15 protein-coding genes are annotated in these 18,345 nt (G+C 49.2%); 9 read left to right on the top strand and 6 right to left on the bottom strand.

Features of this window, described 5'->3' with window-relative positions; genetic code table 11:
* Nucleotides 1-225 precede the first annotated feature (225 nt).
* Entirely contained in the window at nt 226-1,566 is a 1,341-nt protein-coding gene (locus tag OGM60_06220) for a hypothetical protein (protein ID UYI98491.1), read from the top strand.
* Here OGM60_06220 and OGM60_06215 read toward each other — a convergent pair.
* A complete protein-coding gene (locus tag OGM60_06215) occupies nt 1,563-2,708 on the bottom strand; it encodes an acyltransferase (GenBank protein UYI98490.1) in 1,146 nt (381 codons plus the stop codon). The genes OGM60_06220 and OGM60_06215 overlap by 4 nt on opposite strands.
* A 4-nt stretch (nt 2,709-2,712) precedes the next feature.
* Nucleotides 2,713-3,813, bottom strand: coding sequence for a glycosyltransferase (locus tag OGM60_06210; protein UYI98489.1), 1,101 nt, complete (start codon nt 3,811-3,813; stop codon nt 2,713-2,715).
* A 253-nt stretch (nt 3,814-4,066) separates the two neighbouring features.
* Here OGM60_06210 and OGM60_06205 point away from each other — a divergent pair, with 253 nt between their 5' ends.
* Together OGM60_06205 and OGM60_06200 are read left to right on the top strand one after the other, a co-directional pair.
* Nucleotides 4,067-5,362 carry an AAA family ATPase gene (locus tag OGM60_06205; protein ID UYI98488.1) on the top strand — a complete coding sequence of 432 codons (1,296 nt, stop codon included), beginning with the start codon at nt 4,067-4,069 and terminating at the stop codon, nt 5,360-5,362.
* A complete protein-coding gene (locus tag OGM60_06200; protein UYI98487.1) occupies nt 5,359-6,048 on the top strand; it encodes a hypothetical protein in 690 nt (229 codons plus the stop codon). The genes OGM60_06205 and OGM60_06200 overlap by 4 nt, the downstream gene beginning before the upstream one ends.
* Nucleotides 6,049-6,444: 396 nt before the next feature.
* On the opposite strand, the gene OGM60_06195 is transcribed toward OGM60_06200, so the two are convergent.
* Complete coding sequence (locus tag OGM60_06195; protein ID UYI98486.1) at nt 6,445-6,981, bottom strand: hypothetical protein; 537 nt, start codon at nt 6,979-6,981, stop codon at nt 6,445-6,447.
* A gap of 261 nt (nt 6,982-7,242) precedes the next feature.
* Here OGM60_06195 and OGM60_06190 point away from each other — a divergent pair, with 261 nt between their 5' ends.
* The 3 genes from OGM60_06190 to OGM60_06180 are packed head-to-tail and all read left to right on the top strand — an operon-like array spanning nt 7,243 to nt 12,615.
* Entirely contained in the window at nt 7,243-10,359 is a 3,117-nt protein-coding gene (locus OGM60_06190; GenBank protein UYI98485.1) for an N-acetylmuramoyl-L-alanine amidase, read from the top strand.
* Nucleotides 10,360-10,379: 20 nt separating this feature from the next.
* Complete coding sequence (locus OGM60_06185; protein ID UYI98484.1) at nt 10,380-11,831, top strand: flippase; 1,452 nt, start codon at nt 10,380-10,382, stop codon at nt 11,829-11,831.
* Nucleotides 11,821-12,615: a DUF4422 domain-containing protein gene (locus OGM60_06180; protein UYI98483.1), complete on the top strand. Its 795-nt coding sequence runs from the start codon at nt 11,821-11,823 to the stop codon at nt 12,613-12,615. The genes OGM60_06185 and OGM60_06180 overlap by 11 nt, the downstream gene beginning before the upstream one ends.
* Before the next feature lie 19 nt (nt 12,616-12,634).
* Here the strand turns inward: OGM60_06180 and OGM60_06175 are convergent, their stop codons facing one another.
* Genes OGM60_06175 through OGM60_06165 form a run of 3 tightly spaced genes read right to left on the bottom strand, consistent with a single transcriptional unit; the run spans nt 12,635 to nt 15,507 of the window.
* A complete protein-coding gene (locus OGM60_06175; GenBank protein ID UYJ00168.1) occupies nt 12,635-13,606 on the bottom strand; it encodes a glycosyltransferase family 2 protein in 972 nt (323 codons plus the stop codon).
* Nucleotide 13,607: 1 nt separating this feature from the next.
* Nucleotides 13,608-14,534, bottom strand: a complete 927-nt coding sequence (locus OGM60_06170; GenBank protein UYI98482.1) for a glycosyltransferase — start codon at nt 14,532-14,534, stop codon at nt 13,608-13,610.
* On the bottom strand, nt 14,521-15,507 hold the full coding sequence (locus OGM60_06165; GenBank protein ID UYI98481.1) for a glycosyltransferase family 8 protein: 987 nt from the start codon (nt 15,505-15,507) through the stop codon (nt 14,521-14,523). The genes OGM60_06170 and OGM60_06165 overlap by 14 nt, the downstream gene beginning before the upstream one ends.
* Before the next feature lie 73 nt (nt 15,508-15,580).
* Here OGM60_06165 and OGM60_06160 point away from each other — a divergent pair, with 73 nt between their 5' ends.
* Genes OGM60_06160 through rfbB form a run of 3 tightly spaced genes read left to right on the top strand, consistent with a single transcriptional unit; the run spans nt 15,581 to nt 18,341 of the window.
* Complete coding sequence (locus OGM60_06160; protein ID UYI98480.1) at nt 15,581-16,375, top strand: glycosyltransferase family 2 protein; 795 nt, start codon at nt 15,581-15,583, stop codon at nt 16,373-16,375.
* A 24-nt stretch (nt 16,376-16,399) separates the two neighbouring features.
* Complete coding sequence (gene rfbA / locus OGM60_06155) at nt 16,400-17,299, top strand: glucose-1-phosphate thymidylyltransferase RfbA (protein ID UYI98479.1); 900 nt, start codon at nt 16,400-16,402, stop codon at nt 17,297-17,299.
* Between the two features lie 19 nt (nt 17,300-17,318).
* Nucleotides 17,319-18,341, top strand: coding sequence for a dTDP-glucose 4,6-dehydratase (gene rfbB / locus OGM60_06150; GenBank protein ID UYI98478.1), 1,023 nt, complete (start codon nt 17,319-17,321; stop codon nt 18,339-18,341).
* The last annotated feature ends 4 nt before the right edge of the window (nt 18,342-18,345 follow it).

The raw sequence follows: 18,345 nt of genomic DNA, 5'->3' as shown, positions 1-18,345 counted from the left end.
GAATATCCTTTCGCGTGGGCAGTATATCGGCCCTGCGGAATAAACAACGTGTCCCATGGGACACGACTATTGTAAGCGTAGGCGGGCGCTCGCGAGTAATGTTCCGCTAATCACCAAGAACGTTTGCTACAAGCCTGGTTGACGTGTGGCGAGATTGCAACCGCGCATTGTGGTATTACATAGGAGCCGATTCCTGTGGACGCGATCTTTGTGTTTGGATGCCCTGTGAATAAAACTCGTTTAGCTTCCTTTGCCGATAGCCTTCCCGTCAAGGTCATGTTGCTGTTTTTGGTTCTTCAGGCCGCATTTGTCCTGAGCAATACCGCGGCAAATTGTCTGCCGAGGCCCGTCATCGAGTCGCATGTGCAGGGTTCGGAGTCCTCTGCCCTGTTGTCTGACATGTATGTCTACGACCACCGTGTTGCAGCTGGTCCTGTTTGCTTTGATAACAATCGCTTTATCATTGAAGTCGCACAGCAAAAGGACCAAGGTTCTCCGTTTAAGACGATGACTGTTGCCGAGATTGATGACGTTACGAAAGCCGGTGGGATTACGCATCAGCAGTACTACCGGTATTGGCATGGATGGCAGCTACTTACGAATGCCTGCCTGTTTATTGGCGGTATCGACGTTGTCGTGGTGCCTGCGGCCGCTCTGGCGATTGTCGGCTCCGCTTGCGCTTACGTTGCCTTGCGGAAGCGGTTTTCAAAGCCAGTGACGTTGGGTTTCCTTGCAATCCTGCTGTTCTCGACCAATCTGTTTTTCAATTTTATCGGTGATCTGCTGCTGTGCATCTCGTTCTTTGTGGCGCTCATCATGATGTCTTGCATGAGCCTTCGTTTGGGCTCGGCCCCGAACGCACGGGTTTTCACAAGCCGCCTTGTCCTTTGGTCGATAGCGACGGGCGCCGTGTTTTCGTTTCTTGACTTTTTAACGATTCCTGCCGCAGTTGTCGCCCTGCATTGCTTTTTCGCCTTCATTGCGCTCCCCAAGGGTGAGCGCCCCAAGCGTTGCGTCGTCACGATGCTGCAGGCGCTCTTTGGGTTTGGGCTTTCGTTTGTGTTTACCTGGGCGATGAAATGGGTTGTCGCGGTATTTGTGCTGGGCTGGGACGAGGTCTTTTCGAACGTTCTGGGCGAGATGGGCCTTTGGTCTGCGCATGGGACTTCGTCACTGTTGCCCCAGGCTGACTGGCCTCAGATTTTGAAGGAGTTTTATTGCATGAGCCCGCAGCTGTTCGCCATTTGCTCAACTGCCGGTTATGCGATGATCTCGAACGTCGTTTGCCTTGTTTCGCTTGCTGCCGTATTGGCGATTTGGATTGCCGTGCTCGTTTGCTCGATACGGGGCGGCGCACAAGGCGGTCGTCGTCGAAAGGTGTTGATCCAGTCGCTGCTCATGGCGCTGCCCTTGGTTGTTGTTCTGGGTTATTTCGTTGTTATGCATGACCATGCGATCGTTCATATTCCGGTATTTGGCTGCAAGAATTGGGCGATTGTCTTTGCGATTTTATTTGTTTCGGGTGTAAGCGCGCTTCGTGGTCTGAGGAGTCAGAAGGTCGCTTAGCCGTTCATACGGGCCTTGATGGCCTCGACTACGGCCCTGCGCACGATGTCCACGAGGAGCAGGGAAAGCGCGAGGCAAAGGCTCATAAGGATTCCGAGCAAAATGGCGGCGGCTGGACGGGGCGTTCCCGTTTGGATGCCTGTTGCCATGGTGTAGATTGCATTGTCGAAGATGGGTCGCCAGACGTTGCAGGTAAACGACTGCACGGCGTAGAAAGCGAGCGTTCCTGCGGCGAGAGATATGATTGTCTCGTCTGCAGCAGTGACTTTGTGGCGCGGCTGATGGAGTGCTGCGGCGGCAACGGATGCGGCGGCCAAGATAAAGGATATGACGGAAGTGGACTTGTAGGAGAGCTTCCAGAGCGTGTTGTACTGGCTGTTTGCCGATAGCAGAAGCTCGAGCGCGATGGTGGCGGCAACGAGTCCGATGAGTACGATCTTGGATTTTTGAGCGCCGGATGCGTTGCCGTGGCATTCGAGGACAAAGCGCATTTCTCCAGCTGCAATAAACGCGACCAGGTAGGTAACGGCGCTCATGAGTTTGCGCCACAAAATGATACCGGCCGCTTCGTTTGCCGTCGCCGCGATGTAGCAGTTGATTCCAAATGTTGCGAGCACAAGAAGTGCTACGACAAACGGGGCTCTTTTGCTGCCGATTCGCTGCCGCATCAACGCAATCACTGGGACGAGCAATACTGATGCCGCGTAGACCCAGATAAACTCGATGCCCAACGTGAGCCAGCCAATCTCATGCAGCGAGATTTCTGGTAGGGGATACACGTACATCGAAACAAAAAGGCAGGTGGCGCAATAAAAGAGCGTGGGCAAGACGATCTTCTTTAACCGCGTAAACGATTTACTAGCGAGGTCCAGCGCGGATGAACCGTTTTGGAGGGAACGAACCGCCGAAGGGATAAGGAAGTAGCCCGAGATCATAAAGAAGACCTCGTTGGCCCAACAGCCCAGCAGGTTGATAAAGCCGAGCGCGCCGGAGTAAGGGAAGAGGGCGAGAGTCGCGTAATCCGGCAAGCCGACGCAGGTCGCCTGGAAGGTCCACTGAAACGTGTGGAATATGGCAATCCCGGCGACCGCGAATAAGCGCAGCGCTTCGATGGAGGTATTTCTGCTTGCCTTTCTGCCCATCAGACTATTTTCCAGCGCGCGCGTTGTATGAACCAAAGTGCGATGTGATCATTTTTAGAGTCTGCTTGGGGCCCTTGTTCCATACGTTATACAAGCCCTCGCCCACGAGGTCCTTGGCGTATGCGCAGTAGCTGATTTTAGGGTCGGCGATGCCCATATACTCGGCATAGAGCTTTTTGGCCGCGGGAGTAACGCGAGGATTGGCAAATACCAGCTCTTGCGGCATGCGTTCGAACATCCTGTGGATCGCCCGCTCGATTTCGGGGTGCCCCTCAATTCCGGTGTGCTCGATCATGATGCCCATATAGGTGAAGCCGCGTGTGATTTGCGGTGTCCAAACGGCGGGGTCGGTGACGTTGAGCCGCTCAAGAATATCGACCATGTCGTTCCAGCGATTAAACGGCATCAAGGGGTCGCGCTTGGCCAGAGTGGCTGCCTTTTCGGGTGTTTCCTCGCGGTAGCAGTAATACGGCTTGGGCCAGTAAGCGATCGCCTTTGCCTGGCAGAGCGTTTCGACAAGGAATGGATTATCGGCCCAGCCCGCACCGGGGATTTCCTTAAACCAGATATTGTTTTGCAACAGGAAGTCGCGACGATAGATTGCCGACCAAATGGACGGATGATGGGCCAGCAGGTGTGGAGCGTCGTGAATGGTGAACGGTTGCCGAGGCGGTTTAATGCGACCGCGATATGCGCAGTGAAGTTTGACCTCTTGGGGGGTATCGGGGTTGCGAATGATCCAATACGGGGTCTCAATAATATCGAGCTTGTTCGGATCGCCAAATTCGCGCTTGGCAAAGGCAAGCATGTCGGAGTACATTCCGGGCTCGATCCAGTCATCGGGCTCGAGGATGGCAATCCAGTCGCCCTTTGCCTCGCGAATGCCCAGATTGCAGGTTGCGCCGTAACCCTGGTTTGCCTTATCGATCACTCGAACGCGTGAGTCGCGCGCAGCGAAATCTTGCATAACGGCGAGCGAGTTGTCGGTGGATCCGTCGTTGATGGCGAGGATCTCCAGGTTGATTTTGTTTTCGTTTAATAGGCTGCCTATAGCCTGAGAAAGATACGGCTCGGCATTGTAAGTAGGCACGATTACGGTCAGCATTCAAACACTTTCTCTAGGCGATTTGGAAGAATTATACCTAATTGCGTTTGCAACGGTTTTAGTTGCATTTGGGTGAAGGCAACGGTAAGGGTTGCTAATCAATGCATGATGATTTCTTGAAAGAGCTCTAACGGCTGCGTTACGTCTTAGCGGGATATTCGTCCAACTTGATTTGATTGCATCGGAATAGAATTCTTTATAAGGTAATAAACGTATCGATTTTCCTGTTGATATGCAATTTGAGGAGACTGTTGTGGGGTTTGCTAATAATAGCTACTTGATTAACAAGCTCGAAGTTTGCAACTTTCGCAAGTTTGAATCCATCTCAGTTAGTTTTGAGCGTCAACTAACGGTTTTGGTTGGCGATAACGGTGTGGGAAAAAGTACTCTTATTGATGCCGCAAGCATTGCTCTGGGCACTTTATTCCAAAAGATTGAGAATGCGAAAGCACCTGGCATTACGCCTGACGATGCCCGCGGTGCCGTTATTAAGCAAGGAGACATGTTTGACGTTCAGTCGCGGTACCCGGTGACGATAGGTGCTGACGGAATTGTTCTTGGCAAGAACGTGCACTGGTCGCGTTCGCTTAATACTGCCAAGGGCCGCACTACTATTGCAGATGCTGCGGCTGTGGTGGATGCCGGCGCTCGGCTGCAAAAACTTGTCCGCAGTGGCGAGACGGTTGTCCTTCCCATTCTTGCTCGTTATAGGACCGATCGATTGTGGATGCGGACTGAACCTAAAGACCAATCGTTGCCCAACAGGACGCGTGGGTACGAAGGTGCCCTACAGGCATCTTCGAACGATGCACGTATGAATGCATGGTTTAAATCTCAATCCATTTGGGAGTGGCAGAATAGGCGTGACAGCGCACTGTTCTCTGCGGTTAAAAAGGCACTGGCCTCATGTTTTGATGCCGCTGCTTCTACCGTGGATGCGATGGTCGATTTTGATGCCGAACTCGGCCAGCTGGTGTTTACATATAGCACTGCCGATGGTAGTTACCATCGCGATAGGATTCATTCAATGAGCGACGGATATCGTGGCACGTTGAGCCTATTTGCGGACATCGCATATCGCATGGCGATGCTGAATCCCGCACTAGGAGATCGTGTGCTCGAGACGCCGGGCGTGGTAATGATTGACGAGATCGATCTTCATTTGCACCCTCGTTGGCAGGCACGAATTCTGGAGGACCTCGTTCGCATCTTCCCCAACGTGCAGTTTATCGTGACCACGCATTCACCGGTCGTTGTGGCATCAGTGCCTCGCGGCAACATTCGCGTCCTTGACGGCGAGGCCGTGTCGGTTCCTGCGACGGAGACACGCGGACGTGATGCGGGAGACATTCTCAACACTGTTTTAGATGCTTCCTCGCGTCCCGAGGAAGCGGTCCAGTTGTTCGATGCATTTAACCGTGCCGTAGACGAGGGGCGCCACGCCGACGCTAGGGTAGAGCTCGAGAAACTTGAGGCATTCGTTGGGGCGGACGACCCGGATGTGGTTGCAGCAAGGACAACCCTTGAACTTGAGGAGCTGCTGTCGTGATTCCAATCGTAAAGGGATGCGAGCCTGCGGCACTTGCTGAGGCGAAGAGGATCATCCGCAATACTCCGGATGCAACTTTTTGTTACGAATCACTTCGAGGGGAGTCAAAGCGCAAGCTTCTTGAGGCGTTGCTTGCCGAACAGGGGCATCTTTGCGCCTACTGTATGTGCAGGATCGGTACGGATGGGCATCCGGCTACGATCGAGCATCTAATCCCTCAGCACCCTACTGATTCTGCGGCAGATGGAGAGCTGAGCCTTTCATATCGTAATATGGTCGCTGTCTGCGACGGCAGGGGTGGGAAGACGTGCGACAAGCAACGTGGCAATGCATCAATGACGGTTGATCCGACCAGGCGCCATACACTTGAAACTATTTATTACCACCGCGACGGGCGTATTGATGCTAAAGATGAATCCGTTCAGCACGATATTCAGATAACGCTTGGTCTCAATAATTCCCACACCAACCTTTGTGCTGATCGCTTTGAGTCCATGAGGACAATTGAAAAGGTTGTGGCCAGCACAATCAAGCGTAGGCGGATTGAGGACAATCGCAGCGCTAAGAAGATGATTTGTCTGAAAATCCTTAAGAAATTTGAAAGCCAAACGGATATGAAGGACGAGTATTTGGGAGCCAAGCTTTTCGTGGCTAGAAAGCTTGTCTCTAAATTTGACTCAGATTAGCCTTTCGGGGTTTAGCCGTTGCTGCTCACGAATCTCTTGACGATATTGAAATTAATAATAGTAAGTAAATAATTGGTTCCTGGAGAGAAGTCCGTTAATCGATTTCTGATTATAATTAATCAAGCTTGTAAGCGCATTGCTTGGAATGGTTGAACCAACCTTATCAGTATTGGCACTTCTACTTGAGCAGCCAACGAAAGGATGGATTATGACCATGATTTCCCATATCGCGGTGGGCGCAAGCGGGGATGACCGTTCCAAGTAATTGCTGCAAGGCTTGCCCTCTCGGGTGGTACCCGAGCATTCCCGCCACAATCCTAGACATGTCTCCTTGTGGAGCGGTTTTGAGCGCCTATATGTGCTCGCTTTTATTGCGTGGGTTATTATGCGTGCAAATCAATCAATTTTGTAACACTCAATGTTTGCTTTGATTACCGCTTCGGCAAGTGCGAGGTGCTCTTCGTGCGAATTGTCGCTCGAACTTTGCCATCCGGCAATGTCTTTTTCATTTATGCGCCTTATGACAAAAGGTCCTTTGACAAACTCCCCGGCCACCTCCATGAATTCGTCGAAACTTGTTGTTACTCCTCGGGCGTCAATTAACGCAATTTTGCCATCCAAGGTAGCTTGGCAAAATACATGGTGACCCTTTCCGTTGCATTCTTTGATGATGAATGCCTCGTATCCGAGAATTTCTTCGACTTGCATGGCAAATGCCTGACATGACCCTTCGAGAAGACAGCCCGCTGATGTTAGGTGTTCCTCATCGTCGTCAATTTGAGCCAGGTGACCATCGAAGTCAATCTCTTTGAGATTCGCATAATTATTGTTATCGCAATAGAACCCCTTGTGTAGTTCAGTCCCATGGACAGGACGGTATCTGCTTCGGTCAGTTTTTCCGGGTAGTGCTTTTGCAGTAGACTGGGTGCTCATGGGCTCTCCGTTCGATTGTTATGTCATTCGTTATCATCTTTTCTTGCAAATTCTATGTTAATTACTTGCGAGGACATAAGTTACAGTAGCCTTTCGAATAATCATTTTTTAGATAGTGAGTCATGGACTGCTAGTTGTTGAGCTGCTGTGTTCCGCTGCTTTGCCCAGTCATCATTGGATAGGAACTTGATGCACGGATTATCTTGGGTTCCACCTGCCTTATAATTTCGAAAACATCACTTATTTCTGATGGGGGTTGGAATGAAACGTCATCTGCAGCTACTCGCGGCATTCGTTGCGGTGTTATTTATTGGACTTGATCCAATGATTGGGCCGGTTACTACTGCCTATGCAATCAATGAGGAGCTTGCGCAACAGGATCCGTCTGCTGACGTTGCGGATTCCGCGAACAATGCGGGCTCAGCTGGCGCCTCCGACTCCTCTGTCTCAGTTGGGAGCTGGGACGAGTTTGACAATCTTGCAGAAGAAGAAATTGGTTCTTCCGTTGCATCGGATAGGGGCGGCCACGTTTCGACAGACTCGTATCAGTATCTCTATATCGCTTACCCTCAACTGCCGGTCGGCGTTGATCAGGTGATTGCTTTTGCTACTCCAAATGATTCTGATGTCATTGTTGACGCAACGCTCAAACTTGAGTCGACGACTGGCCACACCTTCCTCGTTAAATCTTCAGCAGTTAATGCCAATACAGCCGCTTTCAAGTTCGGTAAGGATTATGCCGAGTGCGGATATGATTTGATTTCGATTTCCTATCATCTGCAAGGCGATGCCACAGAGCACGATATCGATTTGATGCAGTGCGGATATGCTTTCGACGTCGATGCTAATGCTGTTGTGGATGACGGCCTTGTTGAAGGCGGTTCCGATGCGTTCGTATATTATTCAGACGATTCTGGTAACGCGATTCAGGCTGCCTCAATTAGTGATGCACTTGTTGCTGCAAATGGGGAGCAATCGTTATCTCTTGCAAGTACCGGCGTCAACGGTGCTTATGTGATTGCTCTTGATCCCGGGCACGGCGGTATGGATCCTGGTGCGCAGGGCAATGGTAAGAGTGAGGCCGACTTAACTTGGAAGATCGCGGTCGCTTGTAAGGCTAAGCTTGAGCGGTACGGCTTTAAAGTGGTTATGTCACGCGATCAATATGGCTCATATAGTGGCAACGACTTCCTGTACCGTGTTCAGCGCTGTGTGAGCCAGGGCGCTCAGGCATTTGTTAGTTTTCATATCAACTCAGGTGGATCCGGTGCGCACGGAGCTGAGGTGTATGCCCCCACGGCAAACGGTTCTGGTTATACCCAGGCATCCGTTGAACTTGCTCAGAAAGTAATGAATAACTTACATGCTCTTGGCCTTAGCTATCGCGGAGTGTTTCAAATGAAGCTCGGTGATGAGTTCGCAGTTATTCGTTGTGCTCGCGAGCAGGGAATCCCCGGTATTTTGATTGAGCATGGCTTTATTTCTAATTCGGGTGATGTTTGGAATTACTTTAGCGATGCCGGCTGCAAGCGTCTGGGTGAAGCGGATGCCGACGCGATCATCGCTCAATTCCCGCGCTCTAGTTGGATGGATTACTCCGCTGTATTTGATGCGGACTATTACTTGAAGAATAATCCTGATGTTGCTAAATGGGCCAACAACGATAAGGACAAGGCCCTCCAACACTTCGTCAGCTGCGGCATGGCCGAGGGCCGCCGCGGCAACGAGGCGTTCGACGTCCAGAGCTACTACAACGAGTACCCCGACCTGAGGGCCGCCTTCGGCACCGACATCGTCAGGTTCTACGAGCACTACGCGACCTTCGGCAAGGGGGAGGGCCGCCACCCCTCCGGCTGCGCGTCGATCAAGGGCATGCGGACGTCCCTCGGCGGCACGGACTACTCTGCCGTCTACGACCCGGATTACTATCTCGAGCACAACGCTGACGTCAGGTCCTTCTATTCGAGGTCGGTCGGGTCGCTCGTCCTCCTCGATGACACGGGCGTCATCGGCCACTTCGTCAGCTGCGGCATGGCCGAGGGCCGCCGCGGCAACGAGGCGTTCGACGTCCAGAGCTACTACAACGAGTACCCCGACCTGAGGGCCGCCTTCGGCACCGACATCGTCAGGTTCTACGAGCACTACGCGACCTTCGGCAAGGGGGAGGGCCGCCACCCCTCCGGCTGCGCGTCGATCAAGGGCATGCGGACGTCCCTCGGCGGCACGGACTACTCTGCCGTCTACGACCCGGATTACTATCTCGAGCACAACGCTGACGTCAGGTCCTTCTATTCGAGGTCGGTCGGGTCGCTCGTCCTCCTCGATGACACGGGCGTCATCGGCCACTTCGTCAGCTGCGGCATGGCCGAGGGCCGCCGCGGCAACGAGGCGTTCGACGTCCAGAGCTACTACAACGAGTACCCCGACCTGAGGGCCGCCTTCGGCACCGACATCGTCAGGTTCTACGAGCACTACGCGACCTTCGGCAAGGGGGAGGGCCGCCACCCCTCCGGCTGCGCGTCGATCAAGGGCATGCGGACGTCCCTCGGCGGCACGGACTACTCTGCCGTCTACGACCCGGATTACTATCTCGAGCACAACGCTGACGTCAGGTCCTTCTATTCGAGGTCGGTCGGGTCGCTCGTCCTCCTCGATGACACGGGCGTCATCGGCCACTTCGTCAGCTGCGGCATGGCCGAGGGCCGCCGCGGCAACGAGGCGTTCGACGTCCAGAGCTATAAAAATCGATATATTGATTTACAAATTGCTTATGGAAATCGACTCGATTTGTATTATTTGCATTACCTTACTTTCGGATTTCATGAAGGCCGTTCCGGCGCTCCCTTTTCAAATGACGAGCTGATTATGGGAGTCTCTTTTGTAAAATATGATCAAATGGCAAGTTATTATCTGTCTAAGGTTGGCATGGGTGTTTACCCTTCTGATATTTATAAAGATAAGGGCGCCGGCACCATTAATGAATTTTGTAAAACCTTGATAGCCGAAGCATCTTTTGAGGGAGTTCGTCCTGAAGTGCTTTTTGCGCAAGTTATGATTGAGACTGGGTGGCTTCGATTTGGAGGCAGTGTTTCCGCGGGGCAGTGTAATTTTGGAGGCTTGGGATCAACTGGAAGCGGTGTAGCTGGTGCTTCTTTTGATTCGGTGGGTATTGGTTTACGAGCCCAGACCCAGCATCTAAAAGCGTATGCATCAACGGATCCACTTCTTGGGGATTGCGTCGATCCAAGATTTTCTATGGTTAAAAGGGGTTCAGCTCAATATTTAACACAGCTGAATGGGAAATGGGCTGTTCCTGGTAAAGGTTATGGTGAGCATATAACTTTAATTGCGAGAGAGCTGTCTTGTTATATTGGCTAGGTATTAATTGGAGTTTCGGAGTGTCATCTCGCAGTAAATTAGTAAAAAATATGGTGTGGAATACCACGTATCAGGTTTTATCTTTACTAATTCCCTTACTTACCATTCCTTATGTGTCGCGTGTGCTTGGAACGGACGGTGTTGGAGTTTATTCATATACATACTCGATAGCAAACTACTTTGTATTGTTTGCCACGCTTGGAATGGCTCAATATGGAGTTCGAGAGATTGCTAAATGTGGTAATAACAGAGAGCGGAGATCCAAAGTATTTTGCTCCGCTTGGGCCGCGCAAGTCTTAGTCTCTCTTCCGATTGTATGCGTATATATAGTTTATATAATTGCTTTCAGCAATAGAGACTATATTGTCAGCTCATTTTTATGGCTATTTTGGGTGGCGTCAAGCTCCCTTGATATTTCTTGGCTGTATTTCGGGGTTGAGGAGTTCGCTGTTCCAACCGTCAGAAGTGTTATCACGAAATTAGTCGGTACCTGTATCATTTTTGTATTTTGTAGAACTTCTGACGATTTGTGGGCATACGTTTTGGGGATTTCGCTCCCCTTTTTCTTGAATGCCCTCATGCTGTTCCCATTTTTAAATCGATATGTCGATTTCATTAGCTGTCCCTGGGCAGAGATTAAGCGACATTTTGTTCCGAATCTCAGGTTGTTTGCACCTGTAATCGCTATATCGCTCTATTCGTCTTTTGATAAGATTCTTTTAGGTTTGGTTTCTGGTATGAATGAGGCTGGACTGTTTGAATACAGCGACAAAGTGGCAAGAATGCCCTTGGCAGTTGTTACTGCTTTGGGTACCGTGATGCTTCCTCATATGACTGAATCTATGAGTTGCTCAAGTAATGGGAAAGAGTCTGAATCTCTTCTCCAGAGCTCCTTTGAAATAATGCAGTTTATTTCTCTTGGACTTGCTTTTGGGATTGTTGCGGTTGCCAAGCCGATTGCTGATATCTATTTTGGGCCAGGCTTTGGAAAGTGTTTCATTGTTCTTCCTATCGTAGCAATTATGATTCCAATCATTGCTGCAAGCAATGTCCTGGGTGTTCAATATATGTTGCCTAAGAACATGGATAAACAATATACTAAGTCTGTTGTTTTCGGAGCAATTGCAAATATATTACTGTGTTGTTTGTTATTAAAACCTTATGGCTCCATTGGTGCTGGAATCGCCACTGTTCTCACGGAACTAACCGTCTTGTTTGTTCAGGGTTGTTACGTAAAAAAGCAGCTTAATTTATGCCGTATGGTTGTATGTGCGCTTCCCTATGTGATTATCGGTTTATTAATGCTCTTTTTGGTTGCAATTATTTCTCCTGTATTCATTACGTATTTGGGTTATTCGTGGGTCTATTTATTCAGTCTGATACTCTTCGGCGCTTTCATTTATTTATCCTTTAGTGTTCTGTACTATAAAACAGTCCGTTTTCTTGTTATAGGGGATGTTCGTGAACAATAAAATCTATGTCGTAACGCATAAACAGGCAGAGTTTCCCTGCAATCCGCTCTATTGCCCTATTCAGGTTGGTTTTGGAAATGAGCTTTTTTGGAACGATGCTCCAATAATTAGGGATAACAGCGGTGACAACATCTCTGCAAAAAACAGTACATTCTGTGAATTAACTGCCGTATATTGGTTATGGAAGAATATAGTTTCTGATGGTTTTATCGGCATTGAACATTACCGTAGGTACTTATCGACTAATCGATTTTCGAATAGCTATAAGTATTTTTTAAAGGAAGATGATGTTCTCTCTGCGCTAAGTTGTTGCGATTTCGTTTTGCCTGAGCAGTATATTTGGAAAAATAGAACTGTATTTTCAAATTATGCACTTAGTGTCGGTCATGAGACTGATTTAGGTGTTTTGCGAGACACGATATCTAATATATCGAAGGAGTATGTTGAAACATATGATGCTGTTCTAAATTCAGGATCAGCTTATTATTGCAATATGTTGATTTGTTCTAAGCAACTATTTGACTCGTACTGCGAATGGCTATTTAAGATTCTCTTTGAATTCGAGGATATTGTTGATCTTAGTGATTATTCAAAGTCACAAAAACGTATTTTTGGGTATGTCTCAGAGATTTTATTGAATGTCTGGCTAATTAAAAATCAGAATACCGTCAAAACGTTTCCCATGATCAATACGGAGGAGCCTAGCGCATTAAAAGTATTGAGGCATATTAAGCAGGGGAAATATAATATGCCCTATACTCCTGATTGGTTAAAAACTAAATAATTGCTCAATTTTTGAATCGTTATGAATCTATTTCAGAACCAGTTACTGATATTAAGATAAAGGTCACTAAGAGCCCAAGATTACCACGCAGGTTGTGTCTCCATACCCTTGCCTTATTTAAATTAATTGGTACTTGAATGGTGTTGCAGCTTTTTAATTGAATGTAGCTATCGAGATGAGTTATTTGTTTTTTACTTAACATGGAGCCATAAACTTCTTTGAAAGACTCAGCCTGCTCAATAGTTTTAATCGTATCGGCTTTAAGCTTTTTAATCTGATGTATAGAATTCCATAAAGATTTTTCTTGTGCACCAAGAGTATTGTTTTCGTGTTGACGATAACAAATTGTTTGATTGTCTATGAAGCCGATACGTCCAAATGCCGATGCGATTAACGAACACCACCAATCATGCATGCAAATGTAGCGATCATCATTCGTTAATTTGATCAGGTCTCTTAGACTGTCATTAATTAGCATAGTGCATCCAGTAACATTTGCCGTTGCAATATGAAATTCGAAGGTTGAGGTGTTTGGATTAATACCTGAATACTTATAGAAAGAATCGGCAATGCGATTTAATTTACTGTCAACTACTCTTAAATCAGTATGAATGAGGATCGGGGTATCAGGGGACATCGCCTCTTCCTGTATCATAGCGCTGAGGCATGTGGTTATTTTATTTGAATCCCAGACGTCATCTTGATCGGAACACATGACGTATTTGCTGGTAGTTATCTTTAATAGCGATAAGAAATGTGTGCCTGCATTACCGAAGGCTGAATCTTTTAATACAACCTTGATTCTATTATCTTTTGCAGCGTAGCGATTAATGATTTCTACGCTGTCATCATTTGAATTATCATCTGAAATGAGTAGTTGCCAGTTTTTATAATCCTGGTTGATAATCGATTCTATTTGTTCTTTCAAATAGAGAGATCCGTTATAAACGGCCATTACGATCTGAACTTGGGGAGGATTTTGTATTTGCAACTTAAATTTTTCCAATCAAAAATAGGAACCTGAGGCAAATTTCACTTATATATGTTGGTCTTAGTCGATGTGGAAACAACGCTTTTTTGAGCTGGCTGGGTATGCCTTTTGCTTCAGTGAACAGGTTTAGCGCTTCCAGTTCATCGCTAGTTAATTTATCGATAAAACAATACTTAAAATGTGAAAGTTTTTCTGCCTCACTTTGTGCCTTTGTGCCAAACAGCTCTTCTTTAATAAAATATTTGAATAAATCAATCATGTGGTTATCAGAAGCGGTTACCGCTGCGTCATGCCTGATATGCTTTGCTGTAGGTCTTTTATCGTAAACCAGTTGGCCTAGTGCGCAGGCACAGCGAATTATCCATCTGTCGTGCATTTCGTCGCCTGGATTAACATTTTTAATAAACTGGATAAATGCTTCACGGTTAAATGCAATAGTGAAACCAAGTCCAAGTGTGTAAAACAAACTGTGATAAAAATCGCAGTTCTTAGTTTGGTCGGAAGAATAGCGGATGTGATTTAAATTGGAGTCGCAATACTCAAAAGAAGAGAAGTACACCTTAGGAATATTATTGTGCTGTTCATTTAATAACTTGATTGCATACTCTATTTTTTGTTTCTCCCAGTAATCGTCCTGATCAGCATAGAAATAATAGCCATAAGTAGACGGAATCCTCCGCAAAATCTCATAGAAGCTGCCGGGAACTCCGAGATTTTGATTGTTGCTTTCTAGTAATGTGAAGTTATTTTTGTCTTTAATAAAAGACTTAATCAATTCAACGGTGCTATCCGTGGATCCGTCATCTCTGATAAATACATCTATATTGTTGTAGGACTGATTGCTAATCGAGGCTAGAGTCTCATTGATAAACTTAGCTCCGTTATAAGTTGGCAAAATGACGCAAGCCTTGTTCTTATCGGGATTCATCTTGCCTCCTTTTCTTTGCTCGAACTTTCATGAAAAAAGGAATAAACGAGGTGATGGCTTTGTATCTCGCGGAAGGAAAGGGCGAAGTAATTGTATTGAACAAACGCCATGCCTTGTAGTAATGCTCCCAGCCATATTCGATTGGAGCTTTAGACCAAGGGGTTTGTCTAAGATAATAGAAATAGTCTGAAGAGAATCGATGGGTGTTTCCAGCTCGCCAAGGACGATCTTCTCCGAGAAAATGAACAATAGCCGGATTCGCTCTGGCATGTTCGAATTCTATTTTGTTGCAGAAGTTTGGCATAAGTTTATTTAAATATTCAAAAGGATAGTAATCGAAAATATTTGAATAATTGTAAGAAATTGACATCACTTTGATGTCGTCCTTGAGATAGACGTTTAAGGCATCCTGATCGTTTGCGAACAACTTATCTTTATTCTGTTTGCAGAAATTCAGTATTCCTTTCTCAATGTCGTTATCCCTCCATTTTTTCAAATTAAAGAGAACGACACCGGCATTGCAGTATGGATAGGAGGCAATGCCGAGGCTTGTTCTTCTATTTCTGTCTGCTGTGGGCTCCGGCGCCATGGCGATAGTCTTTCCATCTAGGTCAGCTTGCCAGAACTCCCTTAAAGATGACCTGCAAATTGTGTCAGCATCTAAGTATATGACCCTTTCAATTTCATTTGGAAGATAATTGTCTAGCAGGAGTCGTGCAAGGACAATCTCATTCCATCCCGTTGTGTCGAATTCAAATGCAATCCTGTCTTTAAAATCGCTGATGTCAATGATGATTACATCGCATAGCTTATCTGAGAAAAAATCTGTTAAATAGTCAACATTTGCTTTACTTAAACCCATCGATAATATATAGAAATTCAATTGGATATTAGGGTTGTTTTGTTTTACCGATTGAATATTCGCGGCCAATTGAGGAACAAAATTGTTATCAATCGTATAAACGAGATTCATCTAGTTATCTCCAATAACACTTGTATAGTTGTTCTAGAATATTTTACAGTTGTTAGACTTTCAGGGAGCGGAATTGTATAGCAAATACAATCATACCTTTGTTGTTTGCGCGTATGGAAAATCGCCTTATTTGATTGACTGCGTTGAATCACTTTTAAATCAATCCATACAATCTAATGTCATTATCTCGACAAGCACTCCTAACGATCTAATCGCTTCGGTTGCCGATCGTTACGGTTTGCCTTTATTTATCAATGAAGGTGCTGCGGGTATAGCTCATGACTGGAATTGCGCTGTCAATCATTGTCCAACTGAGCTAATTACTATTGCGCATCAAGACGATGTTTACTCTTGCTCATATGTCGAAAGTATGCTCGAGCGAGTGAACCAGAGCCGCAAACCTTTGATTTTTTTTACGGATTATGAGGAGCTTCGCGATGGCTCGGTCTGTTCTTCGAGTTTGCTCCTAAACATAAAAAGGATTTTATTGTTTCCCCTGAAAAGTAAACAATTATCTTCAAAAAAGTTCGTAAAACGCCTTTCTCTTTCTTTTGGGTCATCAATCTGTTGTCCATCGGTGACCTTAGTCCTGCCCAATTTAAAAACTCCGATTTTTAAGGAAGGCTTTAAATCGAATTTGGATTGGGAAGCATGGGAACAAATATCTCAACTGGATGGAGACTTCTGCTATTGTTCAGAAAAGCTCACAAGGCATAGAATACATTCTGGATCTGAAACGTCTGCACTTATTAAAGATAATACGCGCACTACAGAAGATTATTTGATGCTTCGAAAGTTTTGGCCAGATAAGATCGCGCGTCTAATCAATGTTTTATACTCGAAAGGCCAAAATAGTAATACTTTATAAAATTGTTCCAGCGGAGGTATTTATATGAAAGGCATTATCCTCGCCGGCGGGTCCGGCACCCGCCTGTATCCGCTCACGCTCGTGACCTCCAAGCAGCTGCTGCCGGTCTACGACAAGCCCATGATCTACTACCCGCTGTCCACCCTCATGCTGGCGGGCATCCGGGACATCCTGGTCATCTCCACGCCGACCGACCTCCCCAACTTCGAGCGCCTGCTCGGGGACGGCTCGCGCTACGGCGTGAACCTCTCCTACGCCGAGCAGCCGAGCCCCGACGGCCTGGCCCAGGCCTTCACCATCGGCGAGGACTTCATCGCCGGCGAGCCGTGCGCCCTGGTGCTCGGCGACAACATCTTCTACGGCAACGGCCTGTCGCGCCACCTGACGCGCGCCGTCCAGAACGCAGAGTCGGGCCGCGCCACGGTCTTCGGCTACCACGTGGACGACCCCGAGCGCTTCGGCGTCGTGGAGTTCGACGGCGAGGGCAGGGCCGTCTCCATCGAGGAGAAGCCCGAGCGCCCCAAGAGCTCCTACGCCGTCACCGGCCTGTACTTCTACCCGGGCGACGTGGCCGCCAAGGCCCACGAGGTCAGGCCCTCGGCCCGCGGCGAGCTGGAGATCACCACGCTCAACCAGATGTACCTGGAGGAGGGGACGCTGTCGGTCGTCACCCTCGGCCGCGGCTACGCGTGGCTGGACACCGGCACCATGGAGAGCCTGCACGAGGCCGCGGAGTTCGTCCGCGCCGTGGAGCACTCCCAGGACCTGCCGGTGTCCGTGCCCGAGGAGATCGCCTGGGAGAACGGCTGGATCACGACCGCCGGGCTGGAGGAGGCCGCGAAGGCCTACGGCAAGTCGGTCTACGGCCGGCACCTCAAGAAGGTCGCCGCCGGCGAGATCGTGAACAGCCCGCGCGAGTACTAGGAACTGAGGAGACATACATATGGCAGAGGAGACCTTCTCCCCCAGGAACATCATCGTCACGGGCGGCTGCGGCTTCATCGGCAGCAACTTCGTCCACTACGTCGTGGACAACCACCCGGGCGTCCACGTCACCGTCCTGGACAAGCTGACCTACGCCGGCAACCCCGAGAACATCGCGGGGCTGCCGGCGGACCGCGTGGAGCTCGTCGTGGGCGACATCTGCGATGCCGGGCTGCTCGATGAGCTCGTCCCGGGCCACGACGCCATCGTGCACTACGCCGCCGAGAGCCACAACGACAACTCCATCGCCGACCCGGAGCCGTTCCTCCGCACCAACGTCGAGGGCACCTTCCGCCTGCTGGAGGCCGTCCGCAAGTACGGCATCCGCTACCACCACGTCTCCACCGACGAGGTCTACGGCGACCTGGCGCTCGACGACCCGGCGAAGTTCACCGAGGAGACGCCCTACCACCCGTCCTCGCCGTACAGCTCGACCAAGGCGAGCTCCGACATGCTCGTGCGCGCATGGACCCGCACCTACGGCCTGCGCGCCACGATCTCCAACTGCTCCAACAACTACGGCCCCTACCAGCACGTGGAGAAGTTCATCCCCAGGCAGATCACCAACATCGTCGACGGCGTCCGCCCCAAGCTCTACGGCCGCGGCGAGAACGTCCGCGACTGGATCCACACCGAGGACCACTCCTCGGCCGTCTGGGACATCCTGACCAAGGGCCGCATGGGGGAGACCTACCTCATCGGCGCCGACGGCGAGAAGAACAACATCACCGTCCTGCGCATGATCCTCGAGGCCATGGGCCGCGACCCCGAGGACTTCGACTGGGTCGCCGACCGCCCCGGCCACGACCGCCGCTACGCCATCGACAGCACGAAGCTCCAGCGCGAGCTCGGCTGGAGGCCGGCCCACACCGACTTCGCCGAGGGCCTGAGGGCCACCATCGACTGGTACGTCGCCAACGAGTCCTGGTGGCGCCCGGCCAAGGAGGCCACCGAGGCCAGGTACCGCGCGCAGGGCCAGTAGGAGG

It is taken from the genome of Coriobacteriaceae bacterium (genome assembly GCA_025757745.1).
Classification (GTDB): domain Bacteria; phylum Actinomycetota; class Coriobacteriia; order Coriobacteriales; family Coriobacteriaceae; genus Collinsella.
The sequence above is the reverse complement of the archived record's forward strand: the minus strand, read 5'-3'. Positions and strand labels throughout refer to the sequence as shown.

Bases quoted from the DNA above. Each gene is read 5' to 3' on its own strand.
- OGM60_06210 (UYI98489.1), bottom strand. From the start codon at position 3,813: ATGCTGACCGTAATCGTGCCTACTTACAATGCCGAGCCGTATCTTTCT.
- OGM60_06190 (UYI98485.1), top strand. From the start codon at position 7,243: ATGAAACGTCATCTGCAGCTACTCGCGGCATTCGTTGCGGTGTTATTT.
- OGM60_06170 (UYI98482.1), bottom strand. From the start codon at position 14,534: ATGAATCCCGATAAGAACAAGGCTTGCGTCATTTTGCCAACTTATAAC.
- OGM60_06195 (UYI98486.1), bottom strand. From the start codon at position 6,981: ATGAGCACCCAGTCTACTGCAAAAGCACTACCCGGAAAAACTGACCGA.
- rfbB (UYI98478.1), top strand. From the start codon at position 17,319: ATGGCAGAGGAGACCTTCTCCCCCAGGAACATCATCGTCACGGGCGGC.
- rfbA (UYI98479.1), top strand. From the start codon at position 16,400: ATGAAAGGCATTATCCTCGCCGGCGGGTCCGGCACCCGCCTGTATCCG.
- OGM60_06215 (UYI98490.1), bottom strand. From the start codon at position 2,708: ATGGGCAGAAAGGCAAGCAGAAATACCTCCATCGAAGCGCTGCGCTTA.
- OGM60_06165 (UYI98481.1), bottom strand. From the start codon at position 15,507: ATGAATCTCGTTTATACGATTGATAACAATTTTGTTCCTCAATTGGCC.